Here is a 16,058-nt window from a genome sequence, read left to right as displayed (position 1 = left end):
GCCGTCGTCGTCCGCTGTTCGCGGACTACTTCGAGAGCGCCTCCTCCAACCAGGACCTCAACACCGGCGCGGGAGCCGCGCCGGCCTGCCTCGCCACGATTTTGCCGTCAACGATGACCATCAACGTCGGCACCGCCTGGATGGCGAACCTGGCAGAGAGCTGCGGCGAATGATCCACATCGACCTTCACGAGTTTGATGTGACCGGCGCGTTCGTGTGCCAGTTGGTCGAGCACTGGGCTCACCATCCGGCAGGGTCCGCACCACACAGCCCAAAAGTCCACCAATACCGGAACCCGGGCTGTTCCGCGATGGCACTAAAGTCGTCGTCGCTGGCTTCAACCACCCAAGGCAGATCCTTGTGGCAGTTCCCGCAGCGTGGCCGGCCGTCGGCGGCGGCCGGAACGCGGTTCGACTTGCCGCAGTGAGGACATTTGATGATGGCTTTATTCATGTGATTGAGGCCTCCGTGAGCTCCATAGTGCTGTATTCAACCACGAGTTCGCTTCCGGAGACGGTCACACTGACCACGCCGCCCTCGGCGATGCTGCCGCGCAGCAGGGCCCGACCCACCTGTGTTTCGACGACATGGGAAATGTAGCGGCGCAGCGGCCGGGCTCCGTAGACCGGATCGAAGCCCCGCTCAGCAATCAAAAGGCGTGCCTCTTCGGCCAGGTGCAGCTCAATTTGCTGCTCGGCCAGGCGCTGCCGCAGCTGCTGAAACAGCAAATCAACGATTCGTTCGATTTGTGGCAGTCCCAAGGGTGCAAACAAGACTGTGTCGTCGACGCGGTTAAGGAACTCGGGTCGGAAATGAGCCCTGAGTTCACCCATCACCATGCTGCGCGCCTCCTCGGTGATAGTCCCGCCTTCGGCCGAGCCTTCCAAAAGATACTGGGAGCCGATATTGGAGGTCATGATGATGACAGTGTTGCGGAAATCGACGGTCCGGCCCTGCGAGTCCGTAATTCGTCCGTCGTCGAGGACCTGCAGCAGCGTGTTGAAGATGTCCGGATGGGCCTTTTCCACTTCGTCGAACAGCACCACCGAATATGGCTTCCGGCGCACCGCTTCGGTGAGTTGCCCTCCTTCGTCGTAGCCAATGTAGCCGGGGGGCGCCCCCAGCAGGCGGCTCACTGTGTGGCGCTCCTGATACTCGCTCATGTCCAGCCGGATCATTGCGCTCTCGCTGTCGAATAGCGATGCAGCCAATGCCTTGGCAAGCTCGGTCTTTCCGACGCCCGTGGGGCCGAGAAAGATGAAGGACCCGATGGGCCGGCGGGGATCCCGGATACCGGAGCGGGCCAAGATGATGGCGTCCGACACCGCGTTGATCGCTTCTTCTTGCCCGACGACACGGGCACGCAGGATTTCGTCCAGGTGCAGGACCTTTTCACGTTCGCCTTGCTTCAGCCGGGCGACCGGAATCCCGGTCCAGGCCGCCACGATGTCTGCGATCTCATCCTCGGTCACCACCTCGCGGAGCAAGCGCTTTTCGCCCTGTTTCGCGGTCAGTCGTTCTTCTTCGGCAGCCAGCCGCCGTTCGAGGTCGGCAAGACGACCGTAGCGTAGCTCTGCTGCCAGGTTGAGGTCGTAGTTGCGCTCGGCCTCCTCAGCCTCCAGCCGCGCCCGCTCAAGGTCAGTACGAATTTCCTGCAGTTTGTGGATCGCTTGGCGCTCGGCTTCCCATTGGGCCCTCTTGGCGTCCGCTTCACCGCGCAGGTCCGCCAATTCACGCCTCAGTTCCGTGAGCCGCGTCTTGCTGGCCGGGTCGGTTTCCTTGGCAAGTGCCGCCTCTTCGATTTCGAGCCGCGTGACCTTTCGGGTGAGTTCATCCAGTTCCGCCGGCATCGAGTTAATTTCCGTCCTGAGCCTGGCGCACGCCTCATCCACGAGGTCAATGGCCTTGTCAGGAAGAAACCGGTCGGTGATGTACCGGTGGGAAAGGGCGGCCGCAGCCACCAGGGCACTGTCCTGGATCCGTACTCCGTGGAAAACCTCGAGCCGCTCCCGCAGACCTCGAAGGATGGAAATGGCGTCCTCGACGTCGGGCTCCTCAACCGTGACCGGCTGGAAGCGGCGCTCCAATGCGGCGTCAGACTCGATGTGTTTGCGGTATTCGTCGAGCGTGGTAGCGCCAATCATATGCAGCTCCCCGCGTGCCAGCATGGGCTTGAGCATGTTGCCGGCGTCCATCGATCCTTCGGAGGCGCCCGCACCGACGACGGTGTGCAGTTCGTCCACAAAAAGCAGGATCCTTCCTTCTGCCGCCAGCACCTCGGCCAGCACCGCTTTCAGCCGCTCCTCGAATTCGCCACGGTACTTGGCACCGGCCACGAGGGCGCTCAGGTCCAGCGAGAATATGGTCTTGTTCTTCAGGCCTTCGGGCACATCCTGCCGGACGATCCGCTGGGCCAGTCCCTCCACAATGGCGGTTTTGCCGACTCCAGGCTCGCCGATAAGCACCGGGTTATTTTTGGTCTTGCGTGAAAGTATCTGGACGACCCGCCTGATTTCCGCGTCGCGGCCGATGACGGGATCCAGCTTTCCAGTACGCCCATCCGTCACCAGATCGCGGCCGTACTTCTCCAGCGCTTCGTAAGTTTGTTCCGGCGTTGCCGAGGTAACGCGCTGGTTTCCCCTGACCTGGGTCAGGACCGACAAGAATGCCTCACGGGTGATGCCGTGTTCCGCCAGCACCCTGCCTGCCGCCGTGGACCGGCCTTCCTCCGCAAGCGCTACCAGCAGGTGTTCCACCGAGACATGCTCGTCTTTGAGCCGTTTGGCTTCACGTTCAGCGGCATCGAGGAGTGTGCCAAGCCTGCGGCTGACGTACACCTGTCCGGGTGCTGCGCCAGGCCCCGTGACTTTGGGCTTCTTTTGCAGCTCGGTCTCGACCGCCCTGTTCAGCTCCTCAACGTCAATCTGCATGCCTGTGAGCAGTCGCGGGACCAGTCCCCCCTCCTGTTCCAGCAGGGCCGCAAGCAGGTGCTCCCCGTCGGTCTCGGTATGACCGTGTTGCTGGGCGATCCGCTGTGCCCCTGCCAAGGCCTCCTGCGACTTCTGGGTAAAGCTCTCCATGTTCATGGCGAAGCAGTCCTTTCCACATACGCGATTTCAACCAAACGTCGTTCCAGCGTGTCCACCCTCGCCAGCAAATCCAGTACCAGCGGGATTGCCGCATAGTTGAGCGACAGCTCTGAATGCAGCCGCAGGACGCGCGCGATCATTTCCGGAGCCCGCGGACTGAACCAGGGCCCGCCCGGGCCGTCACCTCCCAGCGGTCGAACCAGATCCAGCTCCACGAATCTCATGACGACGTCGGGGTGGACACCGCTGCTGCGGGCCACCCCTTCGAGGCTCAGGCGCCACGGATAGGCGAGTGGATATTCCCGGCTCATAGCAGCCCCTCCCTCGGGTGAAAATCGGACACGGCTGCAAGCTGCTCATAGAGCTTGCGCACCTCACTACTCAACCGCGGGGGCACCATGACCCGGATTTCGGCGTAGAGGTTCCCCGGCTGGCCTTTCGGATCGGGCAAACCCTGCCCACGGAGCCGAAGTCTGCGTCCGGTGGAAGACCCTTCGGGAACGGTCGTGGTCACAGGCCCGGCGGGCGCGTTGACCTTGATCCTGGCCCCGAGCGCGGCCTCCGACGGCGTGACGGGAAGGTCGAAATGGATGTCCCGGCCTTTGAGGCGGTATCTCGCGTCCGGCTGAATGCTTACGGTCAGGAAGAGATCCCCCGGTCGGCCCCCATCGCGGCCACCGGCGCCCTCCCCGCGAGTCGGATACGCTGGCCGTCCACCACACCGGGCGGCACGTCGACGTCGTAATTCCGCGTCTCGCCACCTGGCTCGGCCAGGCGAACCGTTCGCCGTCCGCCGCGGATTGCTTCTTCGAGCGTCAGCCGAAGCTCGGCCTCGTGGTCTGAGCCCGGCGCCGGACCCGCCCCCTGCTGACGGAACCAGCCACCCAGCAGGTCCTCCCAATCGACGTCGCCTCCCATGTCGACACGGGCGCCGCCGTACGCGCCGCGTCCTGGGCGCGGGCCTGGGCGCGGACCACCGGAACCCCGCCCCGTGCCGCTGCCCTCCGAATCAGCACCGCGACCGGCATATTGCCGGTAGTCCGCGCCGAACCGGTCATAGCGCGCCCTGTTTTCGGGATCTGACAAAGTATCGTAGGCCTCGCCGATCTCCTTGAACTTGTCCGCAGCATCAGGCTCCCGGTTGACGTCCGGATGGTATTTTCTTGCCAGTTTGCGGTAAGCCCGCTGGATTGCGTCCGGCTTCGCCGTGCGAGGGACGCCGAGCACTGAGTAGTGATCCTTAGCCACGATCAGCGTTCACCGCCCGGCTCACGACGACGGCGGCGGGCCTGAGGACGGTATCCGTCCCGCCGTAGCCAGGGCGCAGAACGGTGATCACTGTCCCGGGAGGAACATCGTCCGTCTCCGATACGCTGACCACCTCGTGAATCCGGGGGTCGAAGGGGACATTCTCGCCGTCGATCCGCGGGTACCCAAGGCGGGCCAGGATATCGATGGCCTGGGAACGGATCGCGGCCAGGCCATCGACGAGGGGGTCCCCGGCAGAGGGGGCATGAGTGAGAGCGAGTTCCAGATTATCCAAGACAGGCAGCCACAGCAGCGAGACCGCTGCGCGTTCCTGTGCCCTTAGCTGTGAGGCCTCCCTGGCGGCGCGTTTTCGGATATTGTCTGCGTCAGCCAGCGCGCGGCGCCAAAGATCCTCCATTTTGGCCAGCGCTTCCGCCGATGCCTCAGGCTTGGTTTCCGTTACGCCGGCTGCAGCGGCCTCTGTTCCATCACTTCCCGGATCGGCGTGCCCAGCCGGCGCTGCGTGGTCGCTCATGGCCGTACCTAGCCACGATCGAATTCTGCATCGACAATGTCATCGTCGTCCACACTGTCAGAAGTCCCAGGCTGAGACACGGGTCCCGCGCCCGCCCCTGCACTGGCCCCTGACGCTGCCGAGGCACTCAAGGCCGACTGCAGCTGCTGGAGCTCGGAAATCAGTTCCCTCGCCGCGCCAACGTCCGCCTGGTTGCTGACGGCGTCCCGCGCCTGACCAACCAGTAGTTCAGCCCGGGCCTTGTCGTGCACCGGGACAGCATCACCAAGTTCATTGACGGCCCGCTCAACGCGATAAGCCACCGCGTCGAGTTCATTCAGGGTGTCAATGCGCTCACGATTCTGCACATCCTCGCTCCTGTGGGACTCGGCCTCGGCAATCATTCGCTCGACTTCCTTGGCATCGAGGTTGGATCCTTCACTGATCGTGATGCCTTGTTCCTTGCCTGTGTCTTTATCGCGGGCTGTGACGTTGAGAATGCCGTTTGCGTCGACGTCGAACGTGACCTCAACCTGCGGTTCGCCGCGAGGCGCCGGCCGGATATCGGTTAGCTGGAACCGGCCCAAAACCCGATTATCCGCAGCCAGCTCCCGCTCCCCCTGCAGGACGACTACATCCACGGCGGGCTGGTTATCATCGGCGGTGGAGAACACTTCGCTTCGCCGTGCGGGGATGGTCGTGTTGCGCTCGATGATCTTTGTCATGACACCGCCGCGGGTCTCGACCCCGAGGGAAAGCGGCACAACATCCAACAGCAAGACATCCGAGACTTCGCCTTTGAGAACTCCGGCCTGAATCGCCGCACCGATGGCCACGACTTCGTCCGGATTGACGCTCATGTTCGGATCTTTTCCGCCGGTCAGGCGGCGGACCACATTTTGTACCGCCGGAATACGGGTGGAGCCGCCCACCAAAATCACTTCATCGATGTCGTTGGCGGTGACCTTGGCATCCGTCATCGCCTGTTTGACCGGATCCATGGTCCGTTCCACCAGGTCATGAGTAATGTCTTCAAAAACAGAGCGCCGAACAGTGGTGGTCAGATGCTTGGGTCCCGCCGCGTCCGCAGTGACGAAGGGGAGGCTGACCTGCGTCTGGGTCACAGAGCCGTGCCAAGTGCGAGAAGAACACCAGCCATGACAGGCACAGCAGTGCCCCGACGATCGCGTACAGCGCGACGGCGACCCGCTCGTCGGCCAAATTGCCTGTCTTGGCTGTATCGACGATCACGGCTGTGGGCCAGGGCAAAAGAGCGAGCGTGGCGAGGATTCCCAGATTGGCCCACTGCAGGCCGATGTCCATCTGCCGGATACGGGAGAAGGCAGATTTGTGGTTGAGCCAGATCACGGCCAAATAGATGTAGGACGCCGCGTACGCCAGGTATGTGGGCCATTGACCGAGCAATCCGGCCAGCAGCTCCCCGGGTGCGGTTTCCGGCGGAGTGAGCTCAAGTACCAGTAGCGTGATGACGATCGCGATGACGGCATCGCCGAAAGCCTCGGCGCGACTGGTGTCCGAGCGTGTCACCGTCCGCACCTAAACCTGTGCATCAGGCGGCATCTCAGAGTGGTGACGGCTGAGCGGTAGCCCTCTATCCGCTTTCACCGGGCAGCTTGTACGCGAGCACGTCAATGTTCTGAATGTTCGGTTCCACGCTGAACAGCTCAGCTCCCTGAGCGGCCAGTGCTTGCCCGACACCCCCGGAAAGGTGGGTCTGACGGGCGTCGTCATCAGGGAAAACGTCGAATACTCCGAAAGTCGATTCGTCGAACTGGAGGGCGAACCAAGCGCGCGTACCCTGCTCCTGTTCAACGACCGAAAGTGCGGAGCGCAGGAAATCAGCGACATCCTTCTCTTTGCCGGGTTTGGCCTTCAGGATCACCGACAACGCAACCTCGATCATGCTCCATCACCCGGCCCGATCTGACTGATTCCATACTGCACGACAATTTTCATGGCGAGCCTCCTTGGAGCGGTACTACGGCGCGGATGGTGCGGACCGAACTGGCCTCGTGGCACCTCCTCAACCTGTGGAGGGAGCGGCGCGATGCACTGTCAGTCTCGCAGTGATCGCTGGTCACCACAAGAGAGATTGGTCCGCTTCCCGGTGGACTGGCATCGCAGCCTTGGCCCCGGCTGAGGGATGAGCTCCGCGAGGAGGCCGCTAGAGCATCTCAAGCACGCTTTTGTGGGTGGGAGGAGGATAGACGCGATCCAGGTCAGCCAGGTCGTGGGGCGAAAGTCGAACGTTGAGGGCCCGCTGGCATTCGTTGACATGGTGCGGGCTTGAAGCCTTGGGAATGGCCAGGACGAGCGGCTGTCTGAGCACCCAGGCGAGGGCGATCTGCGCGGGACTGACGCCGTGTTCGGTTGCGATGCGCACCAGCACAGGATCATTCAGCATCCGCCCTTGCTCCAGCGGCGAGTACGCGATCACCGGGATGCCCCTGTCGACGCAGCGGGGCAACAGATCGAATTCGATGCCCCGGCGGGTCAGGTTGTAGAGCACTTGGTTGGTCGCAACTTTCCGTCCGCTCGGCAAGCGCATAAGTTCTTCCATGTCCGCCACATCGAGGTTGCTGACGCCCCAGTGCCGGATCTTCCCGGCCTCCTGCAGGCGTTCGAAGGCTTCGAGCGTTTCGGCTAAGGGAACAGCGCCCCGCCAATGCAGCAAATAAAGGTCGATGCGGTCCGTTCCAAGACGACGCAGACTACCTTCGCAAGCATCGATGGTTCCGCGCAATGTGGCGTGATGCGGCAAGACTTTGGTAATCAGGAACGCTTCGTTCCGCCGTGCTGCCAGCGCCCTTCCGACGAGTTCCTCGGCCGCGCCGTTGCCATACATCTCAGCGGTATCCACCACGGACATTCCCAAGTCCAGGGCCGTACGGATCGCCGCGGTCTCTTGGGGGGCGTTGTCGGGCTGCTCGCCCATACCCCACGTTCCGATCCCGAGCACCGGGACAGTCTCACCGGAAGGAAAAGATATCTCGCGCAACGCAACTCCCCTCAGAAAGAGCCCGTTCACGTTATCGGCCGCACCGCGTCCAATGATTTTCGCCCGGACCACGGCGACACGCGCCGTGTTTCTTCAATCTACTCGACTGCCGGAGGACACGAAAGGAACCGAGGGCTCCCCAAAGGAGGCCGACGACGACACACAGTGTCGTCGTCGGCCTCCTTTCCTGCGCCGCATGGAGCCATCCTCCACGGACGCCCGGGGCTTTAGGCTGCCTTCGAAAGCGTTACATAGCTGCCGTCGGCAACAGCCGAGGCGCCGGCTACGGTGACATAGCTGCCATGGGTGACAGCAGGGATTTTTCGGCTACGGGTGACGGTGACGTAGGTTCCTTCACCACGGGCCGGGGCGCTGCCTGCGGAAAGGGTTACGTAGCTGCCGCCGCGCAGTGCGGTGCCGGCTACAGAGATACGGTTTGCAGCCTCAGTGGTGGGTTCGGTCGTTGCGGGGCGCTCGGCGAGCAAAGTCATGGGTTCTCCTTGGGGTTCAGGCAGGTTCAGGTTCTGTACCGCTCAAACGGAAGGGCTTTGCTGGTTGAGTCCTTTGCCCTCCCGGCCCGGGAATGTTCACCGGTGCGGTACTCGAGGGCTACTCTGGCCTATATTCAAGGTACGCCTTATTGCGAGCTACTCAAAATAACGTGTGGAGACTCACGCCCGCGGTTCACACGATCCCTTGGGCCCACACGGAAGCCCCTCAGACCGTTGTCCGCCCCAACTCGTCAGCTACTGCCGCTCCCGAAGAGGAGAGTTCCTCCACTACCCTCCGCGCCCCGCGAACCGCAATGGCCACACTCATCAGCGTCGGGTTCATGGCCGTAGCCGTGGGGATGAGCGCATTTCCGCCAACCACCAGGTTTTCGTATCCCCACACATGCGGCCACGAGTCCGCAACAGAGCTCCGGGTAATGGGCTATTCCTCGGCGGGGTCATCTGTATAGGGTTGATCGCTAAGCAGGCTGATCATTCGGGCCGGCGCGCAGGAGGCACCCGACGGGCAATGGGATATCGGACATGCACGATCCACGACAGAGCGCACGAAACCTACTGAATCGAGACACCATCTCCCTTGAGGACTTATGGATTAGATACTGGGGGGAAGGCGGAAACGCGAGCCCCCTGGAATTGGACGCCTACGTCCACGAGGCCTTGAGGCCGCAGCCATTCGAACTCGACCTCATCTCCTGGGCCATTGAAGAACTACCCGTGAACGGACCATAAGCCCAAGGACTATATTCCCCTTTCTACAGGTACTTCCGCGGAAGTGGTTTCAGTCTTGGAAGAAGGTCGTGGTAGCTGACCCGCGATTGGTGCCGGTGATGATGCCCTCGGCGACGGCGTGAAGTTTCTCGTTACGGTTCTGGGAGGCTTTCTGCAAGAAGGCGAAGGCTTCATCCTGGGTGCAGCGGCTTTGGGCCATGATCATGCCGCAGGCCAGGTCGATGGCTGTCCTGCGGGCCATGGCAGCTTTCAGGTCCTCGGCGAGGGTGTCAGCTGCGGCGATGCGCAATGCAATCCTTCGGCATCGGCTGCGATGTTGGCGAACACTACAGCTTCTTTAATGGCTTCGTCGGTGAAAAGGCCAGCTTCGGTTGCGAAGAAGTTCAAGGCCGCAGCAGAGTCCGCCCCCAGAGACAACGGAACGCCCAACACGCTTCTGACCCCTGCCAGCGAAAGGTCCTTGCAGTACTTCGGCCACCGTTGGTCAGTGCCGGCATCTGACAGGAGCACGGGAGACAACGTTTCGAGTGCGGCCTGCGCCGGGCCGTCACCGATAGCCTGCTCAATACCGTCCAGCAGGATGCGTCATCACTACTGCCGGCAATCGTCACAGCCCGCTTGCGCCGCCCACAAAGTCACGGCACATTCCACCCGTGCCCCCGTCGCGCGGCTCAGAGTCGCTGCCGCATATCGGGTCATACCGTCGAGGAAGGCCTTGACGTCATCAGCACCGGAAATGAGCTTGTAGAGACGCTGAAGGTCTTCGTTGTGTTCAGTTTCCATCTGGCCACCCAAAGGCGACTCGTTATAGGGATGCGGGCTCATAAGACCTCCAGGTGCAAGGCAACGAGCGCCGGGCTTCTTCAGCGCAAACTTCACAACTACTTGTCGGCCGATCCACGTCAGATTCGGTGAGGCAGCAGTTTGAGTCAGTAATCTAGCAAGGAACTCCAGCAATCGCTAAGAAATCCCTTGCCATCCTGTAACGCAGGCGGAATCCCGTAAGACCCACTGCACGCTGACACCCGCTCAACAGCGGTCAGTCGATCAGCGCGACGCCAAACTCAGCGACGACGGCCCGCAACTCCCTGAGGTAATGCTGCGCTTGGTCGGTGAGAGGAATCGCAGCGTGGCCGATCCAGCCGATCTCGATGCGTTCGTCAACATCCAGCGGGATGGCGACGATTTCCGGGTCGAGCTGCCCGCTGATGATGCCCGTCGAGATCGTGTAGCCGTGGAGCCCGATCATGAGGTTGAAGATCGTGGCACGGTCAGAGACCCGGATCTCCTGCTTGCTGGACAAGGTCGAGAGAATCTCCTCGGCGAAGTAGAAGGAGTTGTTCGCACCTTGGTCGAAGGTCAGCCGCGGCAAGCCGGCGAGATCATCGAGAGTCGCACGCTTCTTTGAGGCGAGCGGGTTTTTCCGTGAAATGAAGATATGCGGATCGGCAAGGAAGAGCGGTGTGAACGCGAGCCCGGATTCCCGGAGCAGCTTGTCGATGACCTTCCGGTTGAAATCGTTCCGGTAAAGGATGCCTATCTCGCTGCGGAGCGTCCGGACATCCTCAATAATGTCCCAGGTACGGGACTCACGCAGGGAAAACTCGTATTCAGCCACATCGGAGGCCTTGACCATCCGGACGAAGGCGTCCACCGCGAACGAGTAGTGCTGCGTCGACACCCCGAGCAGACGTCGCCGCGGTGGCCTACCAAGGTAGCGCTGCTCGAGGAGAGCGAACTGCTCGACGACCTGCCTCGCGTAGCCCAGGAACTCCACCCCGTCGGCGGTGAGCGTGACTCCGCGGGCGGAGCGGACCAGGAGCTCACGGCCCACCCGGGCCTCGAGGTCCTTCATCGCTGCTGACATGGTCGGCTGCGCTACATAAAGAAGATCTGCAGCCGCGGAGATCGAACCCTCGGCTGCAACTTCAATGAAATAGCGGAGTTGCTGCAGGGTCAGTCCGCTCGAGAGTTGGGGCATAGGAAAAGTCTATATGAACGCATAGTAACGCCTAGTTACCCGATACCCTCGGGATGATTGCACCATGGATACATCACCTTCTGAAAGGCCGTCTCCGGCCATCAACGGATTGGCAGCACATGGCAGACGACTTCACCTTCAGCATCACCACGACTCCCTTCGACGAGGACTACTCACCGTCCGAAGGCTCGCGGATTACGACGAATTTCGCCAACCTGGCACGGGGCGAGCACCGCCAGGAGAACCTCCGCAACGCCTTGACCATGATTCGGCGCCGCTTCAACGACCTCGCAAGCTGGGACAACCCGGACCGGGACCGTTACACGCTGGAGCTTGAGATCGTTTCCGTGCAAATAGAGTTCACGGCAGAAGGTACGGATCAGCAGTTCCCGCTGTTCGAGGTTCTCGACATCCAGATCGTCGACCAACTGAACGGGGTCCGCCACCAAGGGATCGTCGGGAACAACTTCTCCTCCTACGTCCGTGACTTCGACTTCAGCGTTGTACTGCCAGCGGCAGCAGCCGAGGCAGGCAAGCCCACCGTCCCCGGGGACTTCGGCGATCTTCACGGCAAACTCTTCCAGCAGTTCCTCGATTCCCCGGCATGCCAGGAACGCTTCCCGCAACCGCCAGTGGTGTGCATCAGCGTCTCCACCAGCAAGACGTACCGGCGAACCGAGAACCGTCACCCCGTCCTGGGCGTTGAGTACCAGCAGGACGAGTTCTCGCTGACGGACGCGTACTTCGCGAAGATGGGGCTGCAGGTTCGCTACTTCATGCCACGCGGCAGCGTTGCGCCGCTCGCCTTCTATTTCCGCGGCGACCTTCTCAACGACTACTCCAACCTGCAGCTCATCGGCACCATCAGCACCATGGAGACGTTCCAGAAGATCTACCGCCCGGAGATTTACAACGCGAACTCCGCCGCCGCCGTCGTCTATCAGCCCAGCCTTGGAGAGCAGGATTACTCGCGGACCCAGATCGCTTACGACCGCGTCGAGCGCAGTCAGCTCGCGATCACCCAGGCGAAGTACACGGAGGAACACTTCATCACGCCCCACAAGGATCTATTGGACCAGTGGACCGCAAAATACCCCGCCCTCGTCAACTGACCCACGGAGAATCGCCAATCATGAACACACTTTTGCCCACAACCCTTGTGGGAAGCCTGCCGAAACCATCATGGCTCGCACAGCCGGAGACTCTGTGGTCTCCGTGGAAGCTGGACGGAGATACGCTGCTCGAGGGCAAGCAGGATGCGCTGCGCATTGCCATCCACGAACAAACCCGACGCGGCATCGACATCGTCAGCGACGGCGAGCAAACCCGCCAGCACTTCGTCACCACCTTCATCGAACACCTCAGCGGGGTCGACTTTGAACAGCGCAAGACCGTGCGCATCCGTGACCGCTACGACGCGAGTGTGCCGACCGTCGTCGGACCCGTGCGCCGCGAGCGGCCGGTATTCGTCGACGACGCGAAGTTCCTCCGCGCAACCACCGACAAGCCGATCAAGTGGACCCTCCCCGGTCCAATGACCATGGTGGACACTCTTTTCGATGACCACTACAAGAGCCGCGAGAAGCTGGCCTGGGAGTTCGCCACGATCCTGAACCAGGAGGCGAAAGAACTGGAGGCGGCCGGGGTGGACATCATCCAGTTCGACGAACCCGCGTTCAACGTCTTCCTTGACGAGGTCAAAGACTGGGGCGTGGCTGCGCTCGAGAGAGCGGCAGAAGGACTGCGCGCGGAGACCGCCGTGCATATCTGCTACGGCTACGGGATCAAGGCGAACACTGACTGGAAGGCGACGCTCGGCTCACAGTGGCGGCAGTACGAGGAAACGTTCCCGCTGCTTCAGAGCTCCAGCATCGACATCATCTCGCTGGAATCCCAGAACTCCCACGTGCCCATGGACCTCATCGAGCTCCTCCGCGGCAAGAAAGTCATGCTCGGGGCAATCGACGTCGCAAGCGAGACCATCGAGACCCCGGAGGAAGTCGCCGACACCCTCCGCAAGGCCCTGCAGTTCGTCGATGCGGACAAGCTCATCCCCAGCTCCAACTGCGGCATGGCACCGTTCCCCCGCGACGTCGCCCTGGCCAAACTGAGTGCACTCAGCGCAGGGACGAGAATCGTTCGCGAGGAACTCGAGCGCTCCGCACCCAAGGTGTCCTAACGATGTTTCACGCTTACCCCCCGGACACCTGGCTCGAGGCTCCCAAGCCAGGCTTCCCGTCCTCCCTCTCGGCCGATGACTTCAAAGCACTGTTCCGTGGTCACCCGGGAGGTGTCGCCGTCATCACGGCGGATGCCGGCGAAGGGCCGGTGGCGTTGACGGTATCGTCGGTGGTGTCAGTGAGTGCGGAACCTCCGTTGCTGATTTTCTCGGTCTCGGCACTGTCCTCTGCCTCCGATGTGCTTTCACGCGCCGAAACCGTCGTCGTGCACCTGCTGGACGCGCACGACGTCGACTTGGCCAAGTTTGGAGCGACCCCCGGCGCGGACCGCTTTGACCAAACGCACCGCTGGTCGACCCTTCCAACCGGCGAAGCGGTGTATGACGATGTCCGCGCCTGGGTGCGCTGCGCCGTCATCAATCGCATGGAGGTGGGAACCTCCACAATCATCGCCGTTCACGCCCTGGAGTCCCGCGTGATGCGTGACGTCCAGGCGGGCGAACCCGGCGACGCTCTGGTCTACCACAACCGCTCATGGCACCGTCTGGGCGAGCATTCCAAGTATGAGGGCTGAGCGCCGCCCCAACAATGCGAGGCAGCAAACCGAACGGCGCACGACGGCGGGAGCATAACTCCCGCCGTCGTCCTCGTTAACGTCGTCATCGTTAACGTCGGATAGCGTTCGCGGGCCACGTTTCGCAGGACACGGGGGCTGCTGGAGCGTCGCTTCCAAGGACTTGAGTAGCTGGGCATTATCGAGGGGCCCGACCCAAAGTAAACAGCGGCCCAAGTTCGATCGCGGTTGGCGGGTTTGCCCCTGCCCTGGAACAGGTAATTGCAGCGGCCCTGGTGGCATACGCGGCCACAAGCAACAGCTCGTCCTCGGATAACGCGTTCAGCTTCTTCCTGCCTGCCGCACCGAGGGCACACACTTGGGCCAGACCCGAGATGAGCCCCGCCATGAACGAGTCCCCGGCCCCCACGGTATCCGCCACGACGATCCTCTCGGCAGGCATCTGCACCCGACCCCGACGCGTGAGGATCACAGGACCGGCCGCACCCCTCGTCAACGCAAGCAATGAAGGACCGAGCTCCAGCCATGCCTCCAGTGATTCCGTTGGTGTCCTGTCCGGGTAGAGCCAAAGGAGGTCCTCGTCGCTGGCCTTCACGACGTCGCTGGCGGCAACGAACTGTTCAACCCGCGCCCGGGCCCGAGCCACATCCGGACTGATGGCGGGCCTGCAATTTGGATCGAAACTGACGGTTGCGGACTCCCGGGCTGCCCGCACAAGCGACAACGTGGACTCGTCCCCCGGCGCGAGGACGGAGGCGATCGACCCCGTATGAACGTGACCGGCGGACCGCACGGCTTCCGCCGCCGAAGTCCAAGCATCGTCTAGGTCCCAGCTGACATCGAAGACATACGTCGCGGCACCGTCGGCACCCAGGGTGGCAGTCGCCGTCGACGTCGGTGCGGAGCCGCCTTTGATGACTCCGACGCCATTGCTGCTGAGGTGCTTCTCCAGCGATGCGCCGTGGGTATCATCGGCGTAGTGCGTCACAAGACTGGTCCGCATGCCGAGCCGTGAAACACCAACAGCGACGTTCAGCGGGCTCCCGCCGGGATAAGCCTGGGACGTAGCCGCGTGGGGATCTCTGATCACGTCCACCAGCGATTCCCCAACCACCGTGACTAAAAGATCCGTGTGATTCATCGGCCCGGGTACACCACGGCTTTGAGCTGCCCCGGCTGCTTGCCGGCGGTCAGCGCCGCCTCGGAATCAGCGAGCCCGAACTTGCCCGTGACTAGGATGTCGAGGTCTACTTTGCCGTCCGCGAGGAGTTGGATGGCCAGCGGCCAGGTGTTGGTGTAGCGGAAGACGCCGGAGAGCCAGATCTCGCGGTTCTGGATGTAAGAGACAGGCAGTTCGACGTCGTCTGCGCCGAGTCCCACCAGGATTACGCGGCCCGCAGGACCCACGGCTTTAATCCCGGAACGGACCGCCTGAGGTGCTCCGGAAGCGTCAATAAACGCATCGACGTCGAGCCCTTCCACCTTATCCGTCAGGGCGTTCAGCGCGTGCGTCGCACCGTGCTTCAGGGCGAAGTTAAGGCGGTCTTCGGCGATGTCCGTGACGTAAATTTCGCTTGCGCCGAAGGCCCGCGCGGCCTGCGCAGCGATGATGCCGATAGGACCGGCGCCGGCGATCAGGACCCGGCTGCCGGGTTTGATTTCTGCGCGTTCGCAGGCCCAGAGCCCTACCGAGAGCGGCTCAATCAGTGCAGCGGCTTCGTCGCTGACATCATCCGGGATGTCGTACGCGAAGTCGCTTTGAATGGTGACATACTCGGCGAACGCGCCGTCCACCGGCGGGGTGGCATAGAACTCCATCTCCGGGCAGAGGTTGTAGCGTCCGGCCTTGCACTGCTTGCAGGTCCGGCAAGGGCGCTGGGGCTCGACGGCGACCCTCGCACCGATGCGAGCGGGGTCCACGGAGCTTCCGACGGCGGCAATCCGCCCTGCGAGTTCGTGGCCGAGGATCAAGGGGTGGTCCACCACATAATCACCGATCCGGCCGTGCTCGTAGTAGTGGACGTCGCTTCCACACACTCCGACCGCGGAAACCTGCACCAGCACTTGGTCGGCGTCGAGGTGCGGGACGGGCAGCGTCTCCATGGTCATCTGGCCTTGGCGCTGCAGGACGGCGGCGCGCATGGTGGCCGGCAGTTCAGGCTGGTCGAGCAGCGGGGTCTGAGTGGTTGAGGTTGTCATGATGGGGGTCCTT

General features: G+C 62.4%; 17 protein-coding genes and 4 pseudogenes. 4 read left to right on the top strand and 17 right to left on the bottom strand.

From position 1 onward, the window contains the following. Window positions 1–25: 25 nt before the first annotated feature. From trxA to HAV21_RS13325, 11 genes and pseudogenes are all read right to left on the bottom strand, one after another. Window positions 26–453 (bottom strand): annotated as a pseudogene (gene trxA / locus HAV21_RS13375) (thioredoxin). Further along, window positions 450–3,086, bottom strand: a complete 2,637-nt coding sequence (clpB, locus tag HAV21_RS13370; RefSeq protein ID WP_166842045.1) for an ATP-dependent chaperone ClpB — start codon at window positions 3,084–3,086, stop codon at window positions 450–452. Before clpB ends, trxA begins: the two are co-directional and overlap by 4 nt. After that, window positions 3,083–3,400, bottom strand: a complete 318-nt coding sequence (locus HAV21_RS13365; protein ID WP_166842044.1) for a chaperone modulator CbpM — start codon at window positions 3,398–3,400, stop codon at window positions 3,083–3,085. Before HAV21_RS13365 ends, clpB begins: the two co-directional genes overlap by 4 nt. Then, window positions 3,397–4,337 (bottom strand): annotated as a pseudogene (locus HAV21_RS13360) (J domain-containing protein). The gene HAV21_RS13365 and the pseudogene HAV21_RS13360 overlap by 4 nt, the downstream one beginning before the upstream one ends. Next, complete coding sequence (locus HAV21_RS13355) at window positions 4,330–4,872, bottom strand: nucleotide exchange factor GrpE (protein WP_166842043.1); 543 nt, start codon at window positions 4,870–4,872, stop codon at window positions 4,330–4,332. Before HAV21_RS13355 ends, HAV21_RS13360 begins: the two are co-directional and overlap by 8 nt. Window positions 4,873–4,880: 8 nt before the next feature. Further along, window positions 4,881–5,978 (bottom strand): annotated as a pseudogene (locus HAV21_RS13350) (Hsp70 family protein); the annotation flags it as partial. Continuing rightward, entirely contained in the window at window positions 5,884–6,399 is a 516-nt protein-coding gene (locus HAV21_RS13345) for a TMEM175 family protein (protein ID WP_347877654.1), read from the bottom strand. The pseudogene HAV21_RS13350 and the gene HAV21_RS13345, both read right to left, overlap by 95 nt. Window positions 6,400–6,463: 64 nt before the next feature. Further along, entirely contained in the window at window positions 6,464–6,775 is a 312-nt protein-coding gene (locus tag HAV21_RS13340) for an antibiotic biosynthesis monooxygenase (RefSeq protein ID WP_166842042.1), read from the bottom strand. 261 nt (window positions 6,776–7,036) lie between these two features. Continuing rightward, entirely contained in the window at window positions 7,037–7,831 is a 795-nt protein-coding gene (locus HAV21_RS13335; protein ID WP_347877653.1) for an aldo/keto reductase, read from the bottom strand. Window positions 7,832–8,097: 266 nt separating this feature from the next. Further along, complete coding sequence (locus HAV21_RS13330) at window positions 8,098–8,361, bottom strand: hypothetical protein (RefSeq protein ID WP_166842040.1); 264 nt, start codon at window positions 8,359–8,361, stop codon at window positions 8,098–8,100. 226 nt (window positions 8,362–8,587) lie between these two features. Then, a pseudogene (locus HAV21_RS13325) lies at window positions 8,588–8,791 on the bottom strand (GMC oxidoreductase); the annotation flags it as partial. A 113-nt stretch (window positions 8,792–8,904) separates the two neighbouring features. Here HAV21_RS13325 and HAV21_RS13320 point away from each other — a divergent pair. Further along, on the top strand, window positions 8,905–9,111 hold the full coding sequence (locus tag HAV21_RS13320; RefSeq protein WP_166842039.1) for a hypothetical protein: 207 nt from the start codon (window positions 8,905–8,907) through the stop codon (window positions 9,109–9,111). A gap of 49 nt (window positions 9,112–9,160) precedes the next feature. On the opposite strand, the gene HAV21_RS22595 is transcribed toward HAV21_RS13320, so the two are convergent. The 4 genes from HAV21_RS22595 to HAV21_RS13310 form a co-directional block, all read right to left on the bottom strand. Continuing rightward, window positions 9,161–9,400, bottom strand: a complete 240-nt coding sequence (locus HAV21_RS22595) for an ANTAR domain-containing protein (RefSeq protein ID WP_347877652.1) — start codon at window positions 9,398–9,400, stop codon at window positions 9,161–9,163. After that, window positions 9,361–9,621 (bottom strand): GAF domain-containing protein, encoded by a 261-nt coding sequence (locus HAV21_RS22590; protein ID WP_347877651.1) that lies wholly within the window; start codon window positions 9,619–9,621, stop codon window positions 9,361–9,363. Before HAV21_RS22590 ends, HAV21_RS22595 begins: the two co-directional genes overlap by 40 nt. An 81-nt stretch (window positions 9,622–9,702) precedes the next feature. Then, window positions 9,703–9,936: a hypothetical protein gene (locus HAV21_RS22585; RefSeq protein ID WP_347877650.1), complete on the bottom strand. Its 234-nt coding sequence runs from the start codon at window positions 9,934–9,936 to the stop codon at window positions 9,703–9,705. Window positions 9,937–10,150: 214 nt separating this feature from the next. Further along, entirely contained in the window at window positions 10,151–11,092 is a 942-nt protein-coding gene (locus HAV21_RS13310) for a LysR family transcriptional regulator (protein ID WP_166842038.1), read from the bottom strand. Window positions 11,093–11,211: 119 nt separating this feature from the next. On the opposite strand from HAV21_RS13310, the gene HAV21_RS13305 reads away from it, so the two are divergent. From HAV21_RS13305 to HAV21_RS13295, 3 genes are read left to right on the top strand one after another with little or no spacing between them, the layout of a single operon-like run. Beyond that, window positions 11,212–12,204, top strand: a complete 993-nt coding sequence (locus HAV21_RS13305; protein ID WP_166842037.1) for a DUF1852 domain-containing protein — start codon at window positions 11,212–11,214, stop codon at window positions 12,202–12,204. A 20-nt stretch (window positions 12,205–12,224) separates the two neighbouring features. Further along, window positions 12,225–13,271, top strand: a complete 1,047-nt coding sequence (locus HAV21_RS13300; protein WP_166842036.1) for a methionine synthase — start codon at window positions 12,225–12,227, stop codon at window positions 13,269–13,271. Window positions 13,272–13,273: 2 nt separating this feature from the next. Continuing rightward, window positions 13,274–13,846: a flavin reductase family protein gene (locus HAV21_RS13295; RefSeq protein WP_166842035.1), complete on the top strand. Its 573-nt coding sequence runs from the start codon at window positions 13,274–13,276 to the stop codon at window positions 13,844–13,846. A 178-nt stretch (window positions 13,847–14,024) separates the two neighbouring features. On the opposite strand, the gene HAV21_RS13290 is transcribed toward HAV21_RS13295, so the two are convergent. Both HAV21_RS13290 and HAV21_RS13285 read right to left on the bottom strand, forming a co-directional pair. Beyond that, window positions 14,025–14,987: a carbohydrate kinase gene (locus HAV21_RS13290; RefSeq protein WP_166842034.1), complete on the bottom strand. Its 963-nt coding sequence runs from the start codon at window positions 14,985–14,987 to the stop codon at window positions 14,025–14,027. Continuing rightward, on the bottom strand, window positions 14,984–16,045 hold the full coding sequence (locus tag HAV21_RS13285; RefSeq protein ID WP_142939409.1) for an NAD(P)-dependent alcohol dehydrogenase: 1,062 nt from the start codon (window positions 16,043–16,045) through the stop codon (window positions 14,984–14,986). Before HAV21_RS13285 ends, HAV21_RS13290 begins: the two co-directional genes overlap by 4 nt. Between the last annotated feature and the right edge of the window lie 13 nt (window positions 16,046–16,058).

This window comes from Paenarthrobacter sp. MSM-2-10-13, from assembly GCF_011605365.1.
GTDB lineage: Bacteria > Actinomycetota > Actinomycetes > Actinomycetales > Micrococcaceae > Arthrobacter.
This window is presented reverse-complemented; position numbering and strand designations above follow the sequence as displayed.